The sequence below is a fragment of the Arthrobacter wenxiniae genome (assembly GCF_013376105.1).
Lineage (GTDB): Bacteria > Actinomycetota > Actinomycetes > Actinomycetales > Micrococcaceae > Specibacter > Specibacter wenxiniae.
The window spans coordinates 165,722-186,136 of sequence record NZ_JAAMFM010000002.1 but is presented as its reverse complement, the minus strand read 5'-3'; the positions used below and the strand labels follow the sequence as shown (position 1 = coordinate 186,136).

Below are 20,415 nucleotides of genomic sequence, written 5' to 3'. Positions count from 1 at the left end.
GCCTAGGCGGGCTGCGCCGGCTCCAGGAACTTTTCCTCGCAGGCGTCCCCGTGCTGGGCCAGCACGTCCTCTTCCTGCAAGCTGGTGCGGATGCCCAGGGGCACGCCGGCCGAGATGCGCCTGCGGAAACGCGGGTAGCCGAGGGCGAAGTAGACGCCGGCGGAGGTGAGGGTGCCTGCCAGCCAGGAGAGGTCGATTCCTCCCATGGCCGTGGCGATGGGGCCCTGGAGTATGGGCATGCCGCCGTACATGAACAGCCACGTCATGGCGATGCCGGTGAAGAAGGCGATGAATGCCGGTGCGTTGACGGACTTCAGCGAGGTGGACCTCGGGTCCAGGAACAGGTAGGAGAAGTCCTTGTGGTGCCGTTCGAAGACGAAGTAGTGGACGGCCATGATGCCGCCCCAGGTGCCCACCCAGGCAACGATCGTGCCCAGCCAGGAATCGAGGATCATGGCGAAGTCCGAGGCGAACATGAACGCGATGACCGCACCCATGGACAGCACGCCCACCAGGATGGACAGCTTGCGCCGGGACAGCTTGACGTCCAGGGCCTGGAAGGCGACGCCGAAGGTGTACAGGTTGATGATGTTGGTGGCGATGGGGCCGTGGATCACCAACAGGATGACGGGAATGGCCATGGTGCCGAAGTTCGAGACGATCAATTGGCCGGGATCGGCCTGCCCGTTTTTCGTGGCGAGGCTGGCGCCGAGGATGCCCAGCCAGACCACCGGCAGGAACTGGCCCAGGACGCTGACGATGAACAGTTTGGCCGGTTTGACACTGCGGCTGACGAAGCGGGAGTAGTCGGGGGCGTAGGTGAACCAGCCGATCCCCCAGCCGATGCCGATCACGGTCATGATCGCGGACATCGCGGCCAGGCGTGGCATGCCCTCCAGCACGTGGCCGGCCGGACCCGCATAGCCCCAATTGATGTCAAGGTGTGTCCAGGCGATGATGGACATCGCGACCAGGACAATGATGGTTGGCGGCATGGTGATGCGTTCAAACTTGGCGATGGCACGGTACCCCCGGTAGCAAATCGCCACCTGAATGGACATGATGACGGCGGCAACGAGGATGCGCACCGGAATGTTCTGCTGGTGGGGGTCAACCCAGCCGATCATGCCGAACAGGGCCATGACCAGGTCAAGGATGACCCAGGTGTTCACGGCCGACCAGCCGATGGCGATGGTCGCCTGGATCGCGGCCGGGAGATAGGCGCCGCGCCGGCCAAAGGCGCCGCGTGCCAGCAACATCCCGGTGGCCCCGGTGCGCTGGCCCAGGATGACGAAGAAGCCAAAGCCGGCCATCCCGATGAGGTTTCCCACGATCAACACGATCAATGTGTCCCGCAGGCCCAGCCCCAGCTGGATGCCGAGGGCCCCGAGGATCCAGTTGATGGGGGCAACGTTGGCGCCTGCCCAGATCCAGAACTGGCCCGACAGCTTTGTGGTCCGCGCGGATTCGGGAATGGGCTGCAGGACGTCTTCGACCTCGACGGTCGAGGATTCGTGCGACCGTTGTCTTGTTCGGTTCATGCGGGTCTCTATTCACTGCGTCGTGATGGGAGTGGAAGGTTGCACCAGCTTATGGGTGATCTGGGACACAAGATAGAGACATTGTGGGTATACTAATTCAACATACGGTGACAAAATGTCGCCCTTTGACGGGGGGACCTCCATGATTACACTCGCAGACGTCCTTGCGTCCGCGTCCATGTCCGCTGCTGACCCGAAGCTGTGCGGCAACGTGCCGGGCACCCTGGACCGCGTGGTCCGGTGGGTGCATTCCAGCGAGGTCCTCGAGATTGCCCCGCTCCTGCGCGGAGGGGAGCTGCTGCTCTCCGGCGGTGCGGCCTTGCTGGCCCTTCCGCCGCAGGAACAGGAAGAGTATGTCCGCAGCCTGGCAGGACGGAACATCGCCGCCCTGGCCCTGCAGACGGCGGGCCACGCCTCCCCCCTGCCGGAACGGCTCATTGCCGTGGCCAATGAGCAGGGGCTGCCGCTGATCGACCTTCGCGCGGTGGCGCCCTTCGTCGACATCGCCGAGGCGGTAAACCGCCTGGTGGTCAATGAACAGGCGGACGCCCACCTGGTGGTCGACGACGTCTCCCGGCGCATTGCCCGCCAGATCACCGACAGGGGCCCCCACCTGCCGACCATTCTTGACGTGGTCGCCACCTCATTGGCGGCAGAGGTGTCCCTGGCGGCTGCCGACGGCGCCTCCCTGGGCCATGCAGGCAGCGCCGTCGAGGGGGAAGGGACGACGGCGGTGGCCGGCATTGTGGTTGGCGGCCAGCTCGCGGCCCAGCTGACCCTTCGCTCGGCGTCGCCGGACCCGTTCCTGCTGAATCTGGCTGCCGAACGGCTCTCGGGCATATTGGCCTTGGCCCTGGCACAGGCTTTTCGCCCGACGCCGGCCCAGGTCGCCAATGCGCGCCTGATGGAATCCGTGATCGAGGGCAGCGGCGCCGGAACGCTCGAGCGGCTGTGGGTGCAGGCCGGACTGCGGCCGGGCCAGGGCGCGGTCATGGCCGTCTTTCGCAGCCTGGGCAGGGAGGTCAGCTTCTCCGCCGTCGAACGTGCCCTGCGTGCGAGCGGTGCGAATGCCCGTTCCCACCTGTGGGACGGCGAGCTGGCCATGCTGTTCATCCTGCCCCGCGGCAACGCGCGGAAGGCGCGCGAGGCCCTGCTCCGTGCGGCGCGGGACGCCGTGCGGGGGACGGACGCCTGCGCGGCGTTCGGTCCCCACGTGGACGACGGCCTCCGCGCGAACCAGTCCTACGTGGAGGCGCAGGCAACGCTGGGACTGGGGCTGCCTGCGGCGGGCAAGGTCTTGGACGCCATGGAGTTCCTGGCCCTGCGGATCCTCGCGGTGGTCCCCGAGCCGGAACTTTTGGAACTGTATGTTCGCTCGAGTGTCGGTGAGGTGCTGGACTGGGACCAAAAGCACGGCACGGCCCTGACGGCAAGCCTGCTGTGCTGGCTGGACTCGGGGTGCAACACGACGGCGTCGGCGCTCGCCTTGAACGTGGAACGGCAGACCATGCACAAGCGGCTGAACAAGATCGCTGACCTGCTGGGCGGGGATCCGCGCGACTCCGGCGGACTGCTGGACCTCCACCTCGCCGCCAAGGCGGCTGCCGCAACCGCGGCGGCCGGCCCGCGCACAGCTGCGCGCAGGGCCTAGAGCACGCTGCGGACCGACTTCTCGAAGCTGGTCACGTGTTCCAGGGCCAGGCTGCCGGCCAGCTGGTCGTCGCCGCCGGCTATGGCCTCGAGCAGCTCGATGTGCTCGGCGATGTGCCCGGCCACGGAGGGGATCTTGTCCAGGACCAGGCACCAGATGCGCGTGGCCAGGTTGTCGTATCGGATGAGCACGTCCTCCAGATGGGGATTGGCTGCCGCGGCGTAGATCAGCCGGTGGACCCGGATGTCGTAGCGCATCAGCTCGCGCTGGTTCGACACGGCGGTGTCCATGTCCGCGATGGCGGCCGCGACGCCCAGGAGTTCGGCCCGCATGGCGGGGGTGGCCAACTTGGCGGCGCGTTCGGCCGCCAGCGGTTCCAGGCGTTCCCGGATGTCGGAAACGTCGGCCAGCTCGGTGATGTCCACATTGGTGGCGAACGTCCCGCGGCGGGCGTAGGAAACCACCAGCCGGTCGCCCTCGAGCCGCTTGAGCGCTTCGCGCACGGGCGTGCGCCCGATGCCAAATTCCGTGGCGAGCGCGCCGTCGTTGATTGCTTCCCCGGGCCGGATTTCCAGCATGATCAGCCGGTCGCGCAGCTGCCGGTAGGCCTGCTCGGCCATTGAAACGTCGGTCGGGCCCGTTCGGAGGTCCTCGAGCGAAAGGCTCATCCTGCACCCCTTTCCTGTAGTCGTGCGCGGTCCTGTTTCCATTGTTGGTTCAAGACTTTTGTCCGGCCGTCTTGACTCCTAGTGATCTGCACCATATTGTTGCACTCAATCTAATATATCAGTTAGACACCAGTTAGACACCAGTTGGACAGCAGCCCGCCAGGACTGCCGAGCAGAGGAGAACTTGATGGTAGATGTGATGACGGCCGCATTGGCCGACGTTGACAATGAAGTTGACGAGGCCATCACGGCGGAATTGCTCCGCCAGCAGTCAACGTTGGAGATGATTGCGTCAGAGAACTTCGCACCCACAGCCGTCATGACGGCCCAGGGGTCGGTGCTGACGAACAAGTACGCGGAAGGCTACCCCGGCAAGCGCTACTACGGCGGCTGCGAGCACGTCGACGTGATCGAACAGCTGGCCATCGACAGGATCAAGGCCCTGTTCGGCGCCGAGGCGGCCAATGTCCAGCCGCACTCCGGCGCCCAGGCAAACGCCGCGGCGATGTTTGCGCTCCTGGATCCGGGCGACACCATCATGGGCCTGGACCTGGCCCACGGCGGCCACCTCACCCACGGGATGCGGATCAACTTCTCCGGCAAGCTGTACAACGTGGTGCCCTACCACGTCCGCGAATCGGACATGGTCGTTGACATGGCCGAGGTGGAGGCCCTGGCACTTGAACACAAGCCGAAGCTGATTGTGGCCGGCTGGTCCGCCTACACCCGCCAGCTCGACTTTGCCGAGTTCCGCCGCATCGCCGACCTGGTCGGGGCCTACCTGATGGTGGACATGGCCCACTTTGCCGGGCTGGTGGCGGCGGGGCTGCACCCGAACCCGGTGCCGTACGCCGACGTCGTCACCACAACCACGCACAAGACCCTGGGCGGCCCGCGCGGCGGCGTCATCCTCAGCCGCGAATCGCTGGCCCGCAAGATCAACTCAGCCGTTTTCCCCGGCCAGCAGGGCGGGCCGCTGGAGCATGTGATCGCGGCCAAGGCCGTCTCCTTCAAGATCGCTGCCAGCGAGACGTTCAAGGACCGCCAGCAGCGCACCCTTGACGGCGCCAGGATTCTTGCCGACCGGCTGCTCGCGGCCGATGTTGGCGAATACGGTATCTCCGTGGTGGGCGGCGGCACCGACGTGCACCTGGTCCTGGTGGACCTGCGCAACTCCGAGCTGGACGGCCAGCAGGGCGAAGACAGGCTGCACCGGATCGGCATCACCGTGAACCGCAACGCAGTCCCCTTCGACCCGCGCCCCCCGATGATCTCCTCCGGCCTGCGGATCGGCACCCCGGCCCTGGCCACCCGCGGATTCGGCAAGGCCGAGTTCACCGAGGTTGCCGACATCATTGCCGAGGCCCTCAAGGGCGAGCTCAGCGAGGAGTCCGCAACCCTCCTGCGGGACCGCGTGCGGGTCCTGGCCGACAAATTCCCCCTGTACCCCAACCTCTCCGGCAACGCCGCAGCGGACAACCTCACGAACGGAGAGGCAAAGTGACCACAGAACACCTGCCCGAGCACCCGGAATTCCTCTGGCGCAATCCGGACCCCAAGAAATCCTACGACGCCGTGATCGTCGGCGGCGGCGGGCACGGCCTGGCCACGGCCTACTTCCTGGCCAAGAACCACGGCATGACGAACATCGCCATTCTGGAAAAGGGCTGGCTGGCCGGCGGCAACATGGCCCGCAACACCACCATCATCCGCTCCAACTACCTGTGGGATGAAAGCGCGGCCATCTACGAGCACGCGCTCAAGCTCTGGGAGATCCTGCCTGAGGAACTCGACTACGACTTCCTGTTCAGCCAGCGCGGCGTCATGAACCTGGCCCACACCCTCGGCGACGTGCGCGAAAGCGTCCGCCGGGTTGGCGCCAACCAGCTCAACGGGGTGGACGCCGAATGGCTGGACCCCAAGCAGGTCAAGGAACTGTGCCCGATCCTGAACATCAGCGACAACATCCGCTACCCCGTCATGGGCGCCACGTACCAGCCCCGGGCCGGCATCGCCAAGCACGACCACGTGGCGTGGGCGTTCGCCCGCAAGTGTGACGAGCTCGGTGTGGACATCATCCAAAACTGTGAAGTCACCGGATTCCTCAAGGACGGCAACAAGGTCACGGGCGTGCAGACCACCCGCGGCACCATCAACACCGAAAAGGTGGGCCTGTGCGCCGCCGGCCACAGTTCGGTGCTGGCCGAGATGGCAGGGTTCCGCCTGCCGATCCAGTCCCACCCGCTCCAGGCCCTGGTCTCGGAACTGCACGAGCCGGTGCACCCCACGGTGGTCATGTCCAACCACGTGCACGTCTACGTCTCCCAGGCCCACAAGGGCGAGCTGGTCATGGGCGCCGGCGTCGACTCCTACAACGGGTACGGCCAGCGCGGATCCTTCCACGTCATCGAGGAACAGATGGCGGCCGCCGTGGAACTGTTCCCCATCTTCGCCCGGGCCCACGTGCTGCGCACCTGGGGCGGGATCGTGGACACCACCATGGACGCCTCCCCGATCGTGGGCCTGACCCCGGTGGAGAACATGTATGTGAACTGCGGTTGGGGGACCGGCGGGTTCAAGGGGACCCCCGCAGCCGGGCTGACCTTCGCCCACACCATTGCCACGGGCGCACCCCACGAGCTGAACAAGCCCTTTTCCATGGAGCGCTTTGAAACCGGCGCACTCATCGACGAACACGGCGCCGCAGCCGTGGCCCACTAGCCAAGCAAGGAGCCCTTTGCCATGTTGCTGTTTACATGCCCCAACTGCGGGCCGCGGAACGAAACCGAATTCCACTACGGGGGACAGGCCCATGTGCCCTACCCCGAACACCCCGACCAGCTCACCGACAGGGAATGGGCCGAGTACCTTTTTTACCGGGAGAACACCAAGGGCATCTTCGCTGAACGGTGGGTCCACTCCACCGGCTGCCGCCAGTGGTTCAACATGCTCCGGGACACCGTGAGCTACGACGTCAAGGCCGTTTACCGGATGGGTGAGCAGCCCCCCGCGCTGGCGGAGCCAGTGTCCAACCAGCCCACCTCCATCAGCGCACCGGAAGGAGCAAAGTCATGACCACCGAGACCAGCCAGCCCAACAGGCTTGCCGACGGCGGACGGATCGACCGCAGCACCACCTTGAACTTCACGGTGGACGGCACCGCCTTTACCGGACACCCGGGCGACACCGTCGCCTCGGCACTGCTCGCCAACGGACGGATCGCCGCCGGGGACTCGCTGTACGAGGCGCGCCCCCGCGGCATCATGTCCGCCGGCGTGGAGGAATCCAACGCCTTGGTGAAGGTCGCCGCCCGCTTCCCGGGGGACGTCGCCGAATCAATGCTGCCGGCCACGATCGTGCCCCTGGTGGACGGGCTCGACGTCGAATTCCTTTCCGGTCTGGGCAAGCTTGACCCCAAGGATGACAAAGCCGTCTACGACAAGAAGTACGTCCACACGGACGTACTGGTCGTGGGTGCGGGACCGGCAGGCCTGGCAGCGGCCAGGGACGCCGCACGCACCGGGGCCCGGGTCATCCTCATGGACGACCAGCCGGAACTCGGCGGGTCCCTGCTTTCCGGACGCGGCGAGCAGGTGTCCGGCACTCCCGCCCTTGACTGGGTGGCCGGCATCCGGGAAGAACTTGAGGCCGCGGCCGAATGCACGGTGCTGACCCGCACCTCCGCCTTCGGCTCCTATGACAGCAACTTCGTGCTGGCCGTGCAAAACCGCACGGACCACCTGGACGCCGCGCCCGCCGAGGGCGTGTCCCGCCAGCGCATCTGGCACATCCGTGCCAAGCAGGTGGTGCTGGCCACCGGCGCCCACGAGCGTCCGATCGTCTTTGAAAACAATGACCGCCCCGGCATCATGCTCGCCTCGGCGGCACGCAGCTACCTGAACAGGTACGGCGTCGCCCCCGGGAACCGCGTGGTCATCGGCACCACCAACGACAGCGCCTACCAGCTCGCAGCCGACCTGCTCGCCGCCGGCGTCGAGGTGGCCGCCGTTGTCGACGCCCGGACCCAGCTCTCCCCGCTGGCCGAGGACGCCGCACATAGCGAAGACCTCCGCGTCATCAGCGGCAGCGCCGTGGTCAACACCGCCGGCGACACCCGCCTGGCCCAGGTCGTTGTCTCGGCCATCGACGCCGACGGCTCGCCCGTGGGGCAGGTCGAGGAAATCGAGGCAGACCTGCTCGCCGTCTCCGGCGGGTGGAGCCCCGTGGTGCACCTGCACAGCCAGGCGCAGGGCAAGGTCCGCTGGGACGAGGCGCTGGCGGGCTTTGTGCCCTCCTCCACGGTGCGCAACCAGCAGAACGTGGGCGCCTGCCGCGGCAGCTATGCCCTGGCGGACTGTGTCGCCGAAGGGGCGGCAGCCGGTTCCACGGCCGCCATCAACGCCGGCTTCGCCACGGCCGGCGCCGTCGCTGCCGCCACGGCCGCCGCGGCCCGTCCGGCCAGCCCGGCCCGGCCCACGGCACCGACCCGCGCCCTGTGGCTCGTCGGCGGAACCGAAGGCACGGCGTCGGACTGGCACCACCACTTCGTGGACTTCCAGCGCGACCAGACCGTGGCCGACGTCTGGCGTTCCACCGGTGCCGGCATGCGCAGCGTGGAGCATGTCAAGCGCTATACATCCATCAGCACGGCCAACGACCAGGGCAAGACCTCCGGCGTGAACGCGATCGGCGTCATCGCCGCCGCGTTCCGCCAGCAGGGCAGCGTCGTGGACCCGGACATCGGCCAGATCGGCACCACCACCTACCGCGCCCCGTTCACGCCGGTGGCCTTCGCGGCCCTGGCCGGGCGCGAGCGCGGCGAGCTCTTTGACGCCGCCCGCCTGACCTCGATCCACCCGTGGCATGTGGAGCGGGGGGCGTTGTTTGAGGACGTCGGGCAGTGGAAGCGGCCCTGGTACTACCCGCAGGACGGGGAAGACATGGACGCGGCGGTGTTGCGCGAATGCGCGGCCGTGCGCGATTCCGTGGGCTACATGGACGCCACCACGCTGGGCAAGATTGAAATCCGCGGCAAGGACGCCGGTGAATTCCTCAACCGGATCTACACCAACGCGTTCAAGAAGCTGGCCCCCGGCTCCGCGCGCTACGGCGTCATGTGCACCCCGGACGGCATGATCTTCGACGACGGCGTGACGCTGCGCCTGGACGAGGACCGCTACTTCATGACCACCACCACCGGCGGCGCCGCCAAGGTGCTGGACTGGCTGGAGGAATGGCGGCAGACCGAATGGCCCGAACTGGATGCCACGTTCACCTCGGTGACGGAGCAGTGGACCACCATCGCCGTCGTCGGGCCCAAGTCCCGGGCCGTGCTGGCCAAGGTGGCCCCGGAGCTGGATCTTTCGAACGAATCCTTCAAGTTCATGACGTTCCAGGAAACCGTGCTGGCTTCCGGCGTTCCCGCCCGGGTCTGCCGCATCTCCTTCTCCGGCGAACTCGCCTACGAGATCAACGTCGCGGCCTGGTACGGGCTGGCCACGTGGAAGGACGTGACCGCGGCCGGGGAGGATTTCAACATCACCCCCTACGGCACCGAAACCATGCACGTGCTGCGCGCCGAAAAGGGCTACCCGATCGTCGGCCAGGACACCGACGGCACCGTCACCCCCCAGGATGCAGGCATGGACTGGGTGGTCTCCAAGGCCAAGGACTTCATCGGCAAGCGCTCCTACCAGCGGGCCGATGCGACCCGCGAGGGCCGCAAGCACCTGGTCAGCGTGCTGCCGGTGGACGGCTCCATCAGGTTGCCTGAAGGCACCCAGCTGGTGGAGGCCGGGGTGGCCATCAACCCGGCCTACGGCCCGGTGCCCATGCAGGGCTTCGTGACCTCGAGCTACCACAGCGCAGCACTGGGGCGGTCCTTCGGGCTGGCCCTGATCAAGAACGGCCGCAACCGGATCGGCGAGCGCCTTGTGGCTGCCGTCGGATCGCAGCTGGTGGATGTCACTGTTGGAGAAACCGTACTTTTTGATGCCGAAGGGAAGCGCCGAGATGGCTAATTCAGTAAACAACACGGGGGTCGCGGCCTTGCGCCGCAGCCCCGCCGAACACCTCTGGACCGACTTCACTGTCGGCTCGGTGGCCGGGGAACGTGGCGTGACGCTGCGTGAGGTGCCGTTCCAGACCATGGTGGGCATCCGCGTCGACCCGGTCTCCGAGGCGGGCGTGCGCCTGGCGGACGTCACGGGTGGACTGCCCGTGCGCTGTGGGGAGGTCACGACCGGCCCCGCCGGGGTGTCCGTGCTCTGGCTGGGCCCGGACGATTTCCTGGCGATTGCCCCCGGGGACGCCCAGGACCGCCTGCCGGGACTCCTGGTGGCCGCACTCGGCGACGGGGCCGGGCAGGTTGTGGACCTTTCCAGCAACCGCACCACCTTTGAGCTGTCCGGGCCCAGCGCCCGGGCGGTGCTCGAGAAGAGCTGCGCGGCGGACCTGCACCCCCGCTCCTTCGCCGTCGGCACCGCCATCACCACCGAGGTCGGGAAAGTGCCCACCCCGCTGTGGAAGACGGGGGAGGAGACGTTCATGCTCTTCCCGCGGGCATCCCTTGCCGATCATCTGGGCCGGTGGCTCCTGGACGGCCTGAAGGAGTTCGCCTCGGACCGGAACCCATCATGGCTCTGAGTGTCCTTGACCTGTTCACTGTCGGCATCGGGCCCTCCTCCTCCCATACGGTGGGCCCGATGCGGGCGGCCAAGCGTTTCGCCGGGGGGCTCAAGGCCGACGGCCAGCTGGCCGGGGTGGTCCGCGTCCAGGCCGAGCTGTTCGGCTCCCTGGGCGCCACGGGCCGCGGCCACGGTTCAGACAAGGCCGTGGTGCTCGGGCTCCAGGGGCTGGACCCGGAAACCGTGGACACGGCCACCGCGGACGACCAGGTCGCCGCGGCGGCCCTGGATGCGCAACTGATGCTGGACGGCACGCACCGCGTCGACTTCAACTACGGTGAGGACGTGGTGCTGCACCGGCGCAAGTCCCTGCCGGCCCACCCCAACGGCATGACCTTCCGCGCGCTGGACCACGGCGGTGCCGTGGTCCGCGAACGCACCTACTATTCCGTGGGGGGCGGCTTCGTCGTGGACGACGACGCCGTGGGTGCCGACCGCGTGGTCATGGACGAGACGGTCCTGCCGTTCCCGTTCAGCACCGCGGACGAGCTGCTGGCCATCTGTGCCCGGGAGGGCATGGACATCTCGGAGGTCATGCTGGCCAACGAGATGGTCTGGAACACCGAGGAGGAACTGCGGGGGAAGCTGCTGCACATTTGGGCGGTCATGCAGGACTGCGTCAGCAACGGCTGCGCGGCCGAGGGGATCCTGCCCGGCGGGCTGAAGGTCACCCGGCGGGCGCCGGGGCTGCTGCGCACCCTTGAAAAGCCCGACAACGGGGACGACCCGCTGCGGGCCATGGAGTGGGTGAACCTGTTCGCCCTGGCCGTCAACGAGGAAAACGCGGCGGGCGGGCGGATTGTCACCGCGCCCACCAACGGGGCCGCCGGCATCGTCCCGGCAGTGCTGCACTACTACATGAAGTTTGTGCCGGGCGCCAATGAGGACGGGGTGGTGCGCTTCCTGCTCACGGCCGCCGCCATCGGCATCCTGTTCAAGCTCAACGCCTCCATCTCCGGTGCCGAAGTGGGCTGCCAGGGGGAGGTGGGCTCAGCGTGCTCCATGGCTGCCGGGGCCCTGTGCGAGGTGCTGGGCGGCACGCCGGTCCAGGCCGAGAACGCCGCCGAAATTGGCATCGAACACAACCTGGGCCTGACGTGCGACCCGGTGGGCGGCCTGGTGCAGATTCCATGCATCGAACGCAACGCGATTGCCAGTGTCAAGGCGATCAACGCCGCGCGGCTGGCCCTGCACGGGGACGGCAGCCAAAAGGTGTCACTGGACAAGGCCATCAAGACCATGCGAGAGACAGGTGCCGACATGATGAGCAAGTACAAGGAAACCTCCCGCGGCGGCCTGGCCGTGAATGTGATTGAGTGCTGAGCCGTGGACACCTTGCCCGCGGCCCTGCCGCCTGAATGCGCCCAGTACGTCCTGACCCTGGACTGCCCGGACACCCCGGGGCTGGTCCACCGGATCTCCGGCGTCCTGCTTGAACACGGTTGCGACATCATCGACAACCGGCAGTTCAGCGACCGCCTGCACCTGCGCCACGGCCCCGGACACAACCACCTTGAGCCGGACGGCCACTTCTTCATGCGCCTGCACTTCGCCGCGCCGCCGGGGGAGGAGACGTTCAAGGCGCTGAACGGCCGGATGGAGGAGCTGGCGGCGGAATTCGGGATGCGCTGGGCGCTGCGCGAGCACGGGGCCAGGCGGCGGGTGCTGATCATGGTCTCGAAGTTTGAGCACTGCCTTAACGACCTGCTGTTCCGCACCCGGACCGGGGAACTGCCGGTGGAGGTGGTGGCGGTGGTCTCCAACCACACGGACCACCAGCGGCTGGCGGAATGGCACGGCATCCCGTTCCACCATGTGCCCGTCACGGCGGAGACGAAACCGGCGGCGGAGGCCAGGCTCCTCGAGCTCGTCGACGCCCACGACGTTGAACTGGTGGTGCTGGCCCGCTACATGCAGGTGCTCAGCGATGAGCTCACGCGACGGCTGGACGGGCGCGCCATCAACATCCACCACTCCTTCCTGCCCAGCTTCAAGGGGGCCAAGCCGTACCACCAGGCCTATGCCCGCGGGGTGAAGACAGTGGGCGCCACGGCACACTATGTGAACAGCGAACTGGATGAGGGACCGATCATCTCCCAGCAGGTGATCGAGGTGGACCACGCCTACGGACCCGAAGACCTGGTCGCGGCCGGCCGGGACACGGAGTGCAAGGCGCTGAGCAACGCCGTCCGCTGGCACTGCGAAGGGCGAGTGATCGTCCAGGGCAACCGGACCGTAGTCCTCCGCTGACGCACGGCCCGCATGGCCCGCATGACCCGCATGGCCCGCAAGCCCCCCGGCTTGCGGGCCATGGATCGTTTCACGGTGGGTACGGCACCCACCCTCAAGGCCATGACTAAAAGTGAATTTTCTTGGCAATTCCGGGTACACAATGTATCTTGTTGGCTGTGATCCATGACACATAGGCTTGGAAAGTCCCCTCAACACTGGAGGTTTTCCATGCGAGACACCAACACTTCCTTGCCGGGCAGCGTCGCCCAAGGCAAGCACCCGTCGCCCGATGGCGACGTTGAACAAAACCTGCAGGCGATCCCTGAATCGTCACGCACCCGAAGCGTTTCCGGACAGTTTTGGATCTGGGCCGGGGCGAACCTCGCCCCCATCAACTGGGTTCTGGGGGCCCTGGGCATTCAATTGGGACTCAGCTTCGCAGACACGGTCACCGTGCTGGTTGCCGGAAACCTGATCGGCATGGCGTTGTTCGGGCTCTTTGTCCTGCTCGGACAACGCACGGGCGCCACGGGCATGGTCCTGGCCCGTGCGGTGTTTGGCCGTCGCGGCAACTACCTGCCCAGCGCCATCCAGGCCACGCTGGGCATCGGCTGGTGCGCCGTGAACACCTGGATCATCCTGGACCTGGTGATGGCCCTGCTCGGCAAGCTGGGCCTGGTGAACCCCGACGCGGCAAACATCGGTCCCAAGGTGCTGGTGGCCGGGCTCATCATGGCCGCCCAGGTGACCATTGCCTGGTTCGGCTACAAGGCCATTGCGGCCTTTGAAAAGTGGACAGTGCCGCCCACCATCGTCGTCCTGGTGGCCATGTCCGCCGTGGCATGGTTCGGCATGAACATCGACTGGAGCTACGCCGGCCCTCCCGGGGCCGTCCTTGAAGGCGGGGCCCGCATCGCGGCGATGACCACCGTCATGACGGTCATCGGGATCGGCTGGGGCATCACCTGGTTCACCTACGCCGCGGACTACTCCCGCTTCGTCAGCCGTTCCGTGCCGCGCCGCAAGGTCTACCTTGCCTCGGTGTTCGGACAGTTCCTCCCGGTCGTCTGGCTGGGCATCCTGGGCGCCAGCCTGGCCACCAGGAGTGGCACGGCCGATCCGGGCCACCTGATCGTTGACAACTTCGGCGTCCTCGCCATCCCCGTGCTGTTCCTGGTGCTCCACGGCCCCATCGCGACCAACATCTTGAACATCTACACTTTCTCCGTGGCCGCCCAGGCCCTGGACATCAAGGCCAAGCGCCGCAGCCTGAACCTCTTTGTGGGCATCCTGGCGCTCGCCGGGGTGGTCTTCTTCATCCTCCAGGCAGACTTTGCCTCCGCGCTGGGCACCTGGCTCGGCGGCCTCGTGGCCTGGGTTGCCGCCTGGGGCGGAATCATGCTGGTGCACTACTTCTGGGTGGACAAGCGCCAGCCCGTCGCCGTTGAGCGACTGTTCGACCCCGTCGGCACCCGCCGCCTTCCGGCCTTCAACTGGGCCGGCCTGACCGCCCTGGTGGTCGGCATCTTCGCCACCTGGCTGTTCATGTACGGCGTGCTTCCCATCATGCAGGGACCCATCGCCACCGCCATGGGTGGGGTGGACCTGTCCTGGCTGGCCGGCGGCCTGGTTGCCGCGGGGGTGTACGCCATCCTGGGTCCGCGGGTCCACGCACGGTACGCCAGCGACAAGGTCCAGGGCGCCGGCACGATCCAGGACGCACCGTCAGGGACGGCCGCGCCGGGGTCCACCCCGGAGCCGGCAGTCCCCGCGGACCTGGTCAACAACTGAGCCGGGCCAACAACTGAGCCGGGCCAACAACTGGGCACAGGGCACCGCCGCGATGACGGACCACGGACAAGGAGCAACACCATGACCCGATACCGCGGGAGGCCGTGATGCCGGTCATCGTCGGGTACGTGCCGACCGCCGTCGGCGAGGCGGCCCTCGAGCGGGGCATCCACGAGGCGAGCCTGCGGGGGGAGCGGCTGATCATAGTCAACGCCTCCGCCGGCGACGCCGTCGAAGGGGACTCGGCGCTCGCCGCCGCCGCGGCCGTGTCCCGGGTGGCGGGCCAGCTGGAAAATGCGGGAATCGAGCACGAGATCCGCCAACCCCAGCGAAGCCGTTCACCCGCGGACGAGCTGCTCAGCATAGCGGCGGCGGACGCGGCGTCGCTCATCGTCATCGGATTGCGGCGCCGCTCGCCGGTGGGCAAGATCCTCTTCGGAAGCACCGCGCAGGAAGTGCTGCTTAATGCTGACTGCCCGGTGGTCGCGGTCAAGCCGGACCGCCGCCAATCCCGGCGCAGCCCTGGCTAGCCCACCACGGAGCCGAAGGCCAGTCCGAGCAGATAAGTGACCGCTGCCGCCCCCATGCCGATGGCCAGCTGGCGCAGGCCGCGCCACAGCGGCGACGCCCCGGAAAGCAGCCCGACGACGCCGCCCGTCCCCAGCAGCACCAGGCCCACCAGGGCGCAGGCGGGCACCAGCGCACCGATGCCGGTCATCCCGAACAGGAACGGGATGATCGGCACGATGGCGCCGGAGGCAAAAAAGCAGAAGCTCGAGGAAGCCGCGCCCCACGCGGTGCCCAGCGTCTCGTGCTCGTCGGCCTTCTCGAAGATGTCGGGGCGCAGCGACAGGCTGGGGTCGCAGTCGCAGTTGAACTGGCCCAGCCGTTCGGCCGCGCGGTGTTCGGCCGCGTCACGGGACATGCCGCGCGCCAGGTAGACCAGCACCAGCTCGTTGTCTTTCAGATCCAGGGACGGCGCCGCGGTCAGCGTCACCTGGGTGGGCGTGGACGCGTCCAGAAGCTCGCGCTGGGACCGGACCGAGACAAATTCGCCGGCACCCATGGACAGCGCCCCGGCGAGCAGGCCGGCGATGCCGCTGAACAGCACCACCTTGCTGCCCACCCCTGTGGCGGCCATGCCCATGACCAGCGACAGGTTGGACACCAGCCCGTCGTTGGCGCCAAACACGGCGGCCCGGAAGGAGCCGGCCAGCCGGTTGCGGCCGCGGGTGGCCAGCCCCCTGACCACCTCCTCGTGGATGGATTCGTCGGCGGCCATCGCCTTGGTCGCGTCGGCGTCGGTGGCGTAGGGGGAGCGCGACTCGGAACGCTGCGCCAGGGCCAGCACAAAGACCGAGCCGAAGCGGCGGGCCAGCAGCCCCAGCAGCCGGTTGCGGACGGAGGCTCGCCTGGGCGGTCCCGCGTGCCCGCCCAGCAGCCCCAGCCAGTGCTGCTCGTGCCGGCCCTCGGCCTCGGCCAGGGAGAGCAGGATGGCCCGCTCCTCGCCGTCGCGGCGCTTTGCGAGATCGCGGTAGACGGCGGCCTCGGCGCGCTCATCGGCCAGATACTGCCGCCACCGCTTGATTTCCGCGGGGGTGGGAATGCGCTCAGGCATGGTGGACAACTCCTCAATTCAGCCATCACTGTAGCCCTTTCCACTGCGAATTACTCGCCGGTAGTCCTCGAAAAAAAGTTTCGGGGAACCGCAACCGCGCCGCCGGCGGGCCGTGCACGTCCGGCGCCGAAGCCGCCGGAAGGCGTCGAAACCTGCCGGAACCTCCCCGGCTCCCGGCGCCGACCCGCTACCTCGGCGGGTGCGGAGCAACTGCGGTAATCTGGCAGTGGAGGAGCGGTGATGGAGCCCACATTCGCCCGTGCTGAACGAACGCCCACGTTGATTGCCTCGGTCGGCCGCGCCCTGGCCGTGCTGGACTGCATAGGCTCCGCCTCCCGGCCCCTGTCGGCCAAGGTCATTGCGCGGGCCACGGCGCTGAGCCTGGGCACCACCTACAACGTTTTGCGCACCCTGGCGCACTCCAACTACGTGGTCCAGGACGCCGACGGGTTTGTCCTCGGCCCGGCCCATCCGGCGTTGGCCGCGGACGGCGGCGCCGTCGCCCTGGCCCAGGGCCGTGCCGTGCTGAACGGGATCCGCGACGAACTCCGGGTGGCCGCCTACCTCAGCCGCTACGTGGATGGCGAGATTGAGATGGTGGACATTGTCGACGGGCCGCTGTCGCCCCGGGTCGACCTGTGGGTGGGGTTGCAGGACGGTGCCCACGCCACCGCCTTCGGCAAGCAGATCCTGGCGGTGCTGGACCCCGCGGCCCGGCGCGACTACATCACGCGGCACCCGCTGCATGAGCTCACGCCCTACACCGTCAGTTCCCCGCGGGAGTTCCTGCACCGGCTCGAGGCCCGGCCCGCCGTGAGCGTGGATGACCAGGAGTACGCCCTGGGGTTCACCTGCCTTGCCGTGCCGGTGGCGTCGTCGTCGTGGCTCGGGGCCCTGGCCATTTCCTTCCCGTCGGGCCGTGCCCGCGAAAACAGTGACCGCGAAAACAGTGCCGGGTACGCCAAGGTGCTCCAGGCCGGGGCCGCGCAGCTTTCGATGGTGCTGGGCATCCACCCCGGGCCCGGTCAAGGGCAACCATTTCACGTGCTGAAATAACGCACCGTGCCCCCGCCCCCGGATTGTGCCTACGCTCAGGGAACAAGGCCGGGCGGAGCTGCGAAACTGGTGCACGCAACATCCACGTTTCCCAGGTGCCGTGGCCGTAGCCAAGGAGGGATGATGACCATGGAAACAACTGAGGTCACAGCGGATCTGAGCACCGGACAGCGGCTGGCGCTGCTGCGGGAGATGATTCTGATCAGGACCTTTGAGGAGGCCGTCCTGCGCGAATACCATGCGGACAAGAGCCCTGGATTCGATATTGGCAAGGGCCTGATCCCGGGCGAAATGCACCTGTCCGCCGGGCAGGAACCCGTGGCCGCAGGCCTGTGCGCCCACCTGGAAACGGGCGACGCGCTGACGGCCACGCACCGCCCGCACCACCTGGCCATCGCCAAGGGCATGGACCTGCGCTCCCTGGCCGGGGAAATCTTCGGGCGGGAATCGGGGCTGGGACACGGCCGCGGCGGCCACATGCACCTCTTCGATCCGGCCACGCATTTTTCCTGTTCCGGCATTGTGGCCGAGGGCTTCCCGGCCGCGCTGGGGCAGGCGTTCGCGTTTCAGCGGGCCGGCACCAGCAATGTTGCCGCGGCTGTGGCGGGGGAAGGGGCGGCAAATGCCGGCCCGTTCCACGAGAGCCTGAACCTGGCCGCGCTGTGGAAGCTGCCCGTCATTTTCGTCATTGAGGACAATGACTGGGGCATCTCCGTGGCCCGCAACGCATCCACCTCGGTCCCCACCAATGCCGTCCGCGCCGCCGGTTACGGCATGCCGGGCGTCCGGGTGGAGGGGAACGACGTCGAGGCCGTTCACGCCGCCGCCGGCGAGGCCGTGGCGCGTGCCCGGGCAGGCGGCGGACCGAGCCTGATCGAGGTGCACACCTTGCGCCTGTGGGGCCACTTTGAGGGCGACGCCCAGGGTTACCGGCCCGAGCTCGCCGACGTGCCCGGACGCGACCCGATCCCGGCTTACCAGCGAAAACTGCGCGACGCCGGCCTGCTCAGCGAGGCGGACCTGGCTGAGATGGAAGGCGAGGCGCGCACCCGGGTGGAGGACGCCGTCGAACATGCCAAGGCCGCACCGGCGCCGAACCCGGCCGAGGCACTCAAGTACGTTTTCGTGGAAGGGGAATAGCCATGAGCATTTCAACAGGAACCGCACGGGCACGCCAGTCCCTGCCGGTCGAGCCGGAGGCGGGGAGCCGCCGGCTGAACACGGCCAAGGCGCTGCAGGAGGCCATCGGCTCGCAAATGGAGCAGGACGATTCGGTGTTCGTGATGGGCGAGGACGTGGCGGCGTACGGCGGCATCTTCTCCTCCACGACGGGGCTGCTGGAGAAGTTCGGCCCGCAGCGCATCATTGACACGCCGATTTCCGAGTCGGCGTTCATCGGGCTCGGCATCGGGGCGGCCGTGGAGGGAATGCGGCCCATCGTGGAGCTCATGTTTGTCGACTTTTTCGGCGTGTGCATGGACCAGATCTACAACCACATGGCGAAGATCCATTACGAGTCCGGCGGCAACGTCCGCGTCCCCATGGTGCTCATGACGGCCGTGGGCGGCGGCTATTCCGACGGCGCCCAGCACTCCCAGACGCTGTGGGGCACCTTCGCGCACCTGCCGGGGATGAAGGTGGTGGTCCCGTCCAACCCGTACGACGCCAAGGGGCTCATGACGGCGGCCATCCGCTCCGACGACCCCGTGGTGTACATGTTCCACAAGGGCGTCATGGGGCTGGCATGGATGGCGAAGAACCGGCGCTCCATCGGCGCCGTGCCGGAGCAGGACTACGTGGTGCCGATCGGCAAGGCCAAGGTGGTCCGCGAGGGCAGCGACGTCAGCCTGGTGACGCTCTCGCTCTCGGTGCACCACAGCCTGGACGTTGCGGAGCAGCTCGCGGGGGAGGGCATCAGCGTGGAAGTGCTGGACCTGCGCTCGCTGGTTCCGCTGGACCGGGAGGCCGTCATCGCCACGGCCACCAAGACCGGCAAGGTCATCGTGGTGGATGAGGACTACCAGTCGTTCGGCCTGTCCGGGGAAATCGCGGCGACAATCGCCGAGCATGACCCCGCCCTGCTGAAGCATTTCAGCCGCGTGTGCGTGCCGGACGTGCCCATTCCCTATGCCCGCGAACTCGAATATGCTGTGTTGCCAACGGCCGCACGCATTGAGGCCGCGGTCCGGACGGCGGTAACTGCATGAAGGAAATCCTCTTCCCGATGATGACAGGCGACGCGTCGGAGCCCGGCGTGCTCGCCACCTGGTACGTGGCCGACGGCGACACGGTGGCCGAAAGGCACCTGCTCGCCGAGGTGGCCATCGACAAGGTCGACGCCGAAATCTACGCCCCCGTGGCCGGCACCGTCAGGCTGCGGATCCAGGAGGGCGACGAGGTGGCGCAGGGCGCGGTGATCGCCGTCATTGAATGAGCGATTGAATGAGCGCTGGACCGCTAGGATCCGATGATGCGGGCCTTCAACACGGCGTATTCGGCTTCCGTGATGTCACCGTTGGCCCTCATGAGGGAGAGCTGGCCCAGCTTCTCAACGTCGCTGGTTCCCGTTCCAGAAACCGGCACGGCAGGCTGCGGTTGCACCCTGGCTTGTGCGTGCAGTTGCTGGACAGCGGCATTGATGAGGCCGGTTAATTTCTTGCTGCGGTGCATCCGGGTGTCGCTAAGCGCGGTGGTCGAGCCCTCCGTCCGCCGCAAGGTGGCTGTGCCGTACTGCAGGAAATACCCAAAAAAGCCGTGTTGGGAGAACGCTTCAAAAATGTTGTCATAGGGCACGAAGAACGACGACCGTCGCCACGGGAGGATTCCCCTTGAAATCGTCACGCCTTGCTGGTCCACAAGCCAGCGGACGGTGAAGAGGTAAATGAGCCGGTAAAGGCCCCACAGGAAAATCAAGGTGGAGACGACCTGGCACAAGGATTTGACGCCTCCCGAGGTGCTCGCGGCGATTGAGGTTAAGATCGTCACCAGCACGCCCGCGACCACCGCGGTGGTGAGGAAAGCCACGAAACTTTTATGGAACTTCTGACTGCCCGTCGACTTGTCCATGGGGTCATTGTACGTCCGCCCGAAGACGGCCGACAGGCATTTAATTGACTTTGATTCCAGTGAATGGGTACCTGGCACCGGCGTGGCAAGGCCTGCATTCATGGAT

General features: G+C 67.3%; 18 protein-coding genes. 14 read left to right on the top strand and 4 right to left on the bottom strand.

Annotated features, from left to right (window positions below; translation table 11 throughout):
* Positions 1-2 precede the first annotated feature (2 nt).
* Positions 3-1,541, bottom strand: a complete 1,539-nt coding sequence (locus G6034_RS02545; RefSeq protein ID WP_176633526.1) for a purine-cytosine permease family protein — start codon at positions 1,539-1,541, stop codon at positions 3-5.
* 142 nt (positions 1,542-1,683) lie between these two features.
* Here G6034_RS02545 and G6034_RS02540 point away from each other — a divergent pair, with 142 nt between their 5' ends.
* A complete protein-coding gene (locus G6034_RS02540) occupies positions 1,684-3,192 on the top strand; it encodes a PucR family transcriptional regulator (protein WP_176633525.1) in 1,509 nt (502 codons plus the stop codon).
* Here G6034_RS02540 and G6034_RS02535 read toward each other — a convergent pair.
* Positions 3,189-3,860, bottom strand: coding sequence for a GntR family transcriptional regulator (locus G6034_RS02535; protein WP_176633524.1), 672 nt, complete (start codon positions 3,858-3,860; stop codon positions 3,189-3,191). The two genes, G6034_RS02540 and G6034_RS02535, sit on opposite strands and share 4 nt — an antisense overlap.
* A gap of 187 nt (positions 3,861-4,047) precedes the next feature.
* Between G6034_RS02535 and glyA the strand changes: the two genes are divergently transcribed.
* From glyA to G6034_RS02490, 9 genes are all read left to right on the top strand, one after another.
* Entirely contained in the window at positions 4,048-5,364 is a 1,317-nt protein-coding gene (gene glyA, locus G6034_RS02530) for a serine hydroxymethyltransferase (RefSeq protein ID WP_281375371.1), read from the top strand.
* Positions 5,361-6,581, top strand: a complete 1,221-nt coding sequence (locus tag G6034_RS02525) for a sarcosine oxidase subunit beta family protein (RefSeq protein WP_176633523.1) — start codon at positions 5,361-5,363, stop codon at positions 6,579-6,581. Before glyA ends, G6034_RS02525 begins: the two co-directional genes overlap by 4 nt.
* A 21-nt stretch (positions 6,582-6,602) precedes the next feature.
* Positions 6,603-6,935: a sarcosine oxidase subunit delta gene (locus tag G6034_RS02520; protein WP_176633522.1), complete on the top strand. Its 333-nt coding sequence runs from the start codon at positions 6,603-6,605 to the stop codon at positions 6,933-6,935.
* The gene (locus G6034_RS02515; RefSeq protein WP_176633521.1) at positions 6,932-9,880 is read left to right on the top strand and encodes a sarcosine oxidase subunit alpha family protein; all 2,949 of its coding nucleotides are present in this window, start codon (positions 6,932-6,934) and stop codon (positions 9,878-9,880) included. The genes G6034_RS02520 and G6034_RS02515 overlap by 4 nt, the downstream gene beginning before the upstream one ends.
* Positions 9,873-10,505, top strand: a complete 633-nt coding sequence (locus tag G6034_RS02510; RefSeq protein ID WP_176633520.1) for a sarcosine oxidase subunit gamma — start codon at positions 9,873-9,875, stop codon at positions 10,503-10,505. The genes G6034_RS02515 and G6034_RS02510 overlap by 8 nt, the downstream gene beginning before the upstream one ends.
* On the top strand, positions 10,496-11,869 hold the full coding sequence (locus tag G6034_RS02505; protein ID WP_176633519.1) for an L-serine ammonia-lyase: 1,374 nt from the start codon (positions 10,496-10,498) through the stop codon (positions 11,867-11,869). The genes G6034_RS02510 and G6034_RS02505 overlap by 10 nt, the downstream gene beginning before the upstream one ends.
* A gap of 12 nt (positions 11,870-11,881) precedes the next feature.
* Positions 11,882-12,796: a formyltetrahydrofolate deformylase gene (gene purU, locus G6034_RS02500; RefSeq protein ID WP_218063498.1), complete on the top strand. Its 915-nt coding sequence runs from the start codon at positions 11,882-11,884 to the stop codon at positions 12,794-12,796.
* A gap of 210 nt (positions 12,797-13,006) precedes the next feature.
* Entirely contained in the window at positions 13,007-14,569 is a 1,563-nt protein-coding gene (locus G6034_RS02495; protein ID WP_176633517.1) for a purine-cytosine permease family protein, read from the top strand.
* Between the two features lie 107 nt (positions 14,570-14,676).
* The gene (locus tag G6034_RS02490; RefSeq protein ID WP_176633516.1) at positions 14,677-15,099 is read left to right on the top strand and encodes a universal stress protein; all 423 of its coding nucleotides are present in this window, start codon (positions 14,677-14,679) and stop codon (positions 15,097-15,099) included.
* Here the strand turns inward: G6034_RS02490 and G6034_RS02485 are convergent.
* Positions 15,096-16,187: a VIT1/CCC1 transporter family protein gene (locus G6034_RS02485; protein WP_176633515.1), complete on the bottom strand. Its 1,092-nt coding sequence runs from the start codon at positions 16,185-16,187 to the stop codon at positions 15,096-15,098. The two genes, G6034_RS02490 and G6034_RS02485, sit on opposite strands and share 4 nt — an antisense overlap.
* A gap of 240 nt (positions 16,188-16,427) precedes the next feature.
* Between G6034_RS02485 and G6034_RS02480 the strand changes: the two genes are divergently transcribed.
* The 4 genes from G6034_RS02480 (at position 16,428) to G6034_RS02465 (ending at position 19,677) form a co-directional block, all read left to right on the top strand.
* Positions 16,428-17,243: an IclR family transcriptional regulator gene (locus G6034_RS02480; protein WP_176633514.1), complete on the top strand. Its 816-nt coding sequence runs from the start codon at positions 16,428-16,430 to the stop codon at positions 17,241-17,243.
* 129 nt (positions 17,244-17,372) lie between these two features.
* A complete protein-coding gene (locus G6034_RS02475; protein WP_176633513.1) occupies positions 17,373-18,383 on the top strand; it encodes a thiamine pyrophosphate-dependent dehydrogenase E1 component subunit alpha in 1,011 nt (336 codons plus the stop codon).
* 2 nt (positions 18,384-18,385) lie between these two features.
* A complete protein-coding gene (locus tag G6034_RS02470; protein WP_176633512.1) occupies positions 18,386-19,450 on the top strand; it encodes an alpha-ketoacid dehydrogenase subunit beta in 1,065 nt (354 codons plus the stop codon).
* Positions 19,447-19,677 carry a biotin/lipoyl-containing protein gene (locus G6034_RS02465; RefSeq protein ID WP_176633511.1) on the top strand — a complete coding sequence of 77 codons (231 nt, stop codon included), beginning with the start codon at positions 19,447-19,449 and terminating at the stop codon, positions 19,675-19,677. The genes G6034_RS02470 and G6034_RS02465 overlap by 4 nt, the downstream gene beginning before the upstream one ends.
* A 23-nt stretch (positions 19,678-19,700) precedes the next feature.
* Here G6034_RS02465 and G6034_RS02460 read toward each other — a convergent pair whose 3' ends face one another.
* The gene (locus G6034_RS02460) at positions 19,701-20,309 is read right to left on the bottom strand and encodes an SHOCT domain-containing protein (RefSeq protein ID WP_176633510.1); all 609 of its coding nucleotides are present in this window, start codon (positions 20,307-20,309) and stop codon (positions 19,701-19,703) included.
* Positions 20,310-20,415 lie beyond the last annotated feature (106 nt).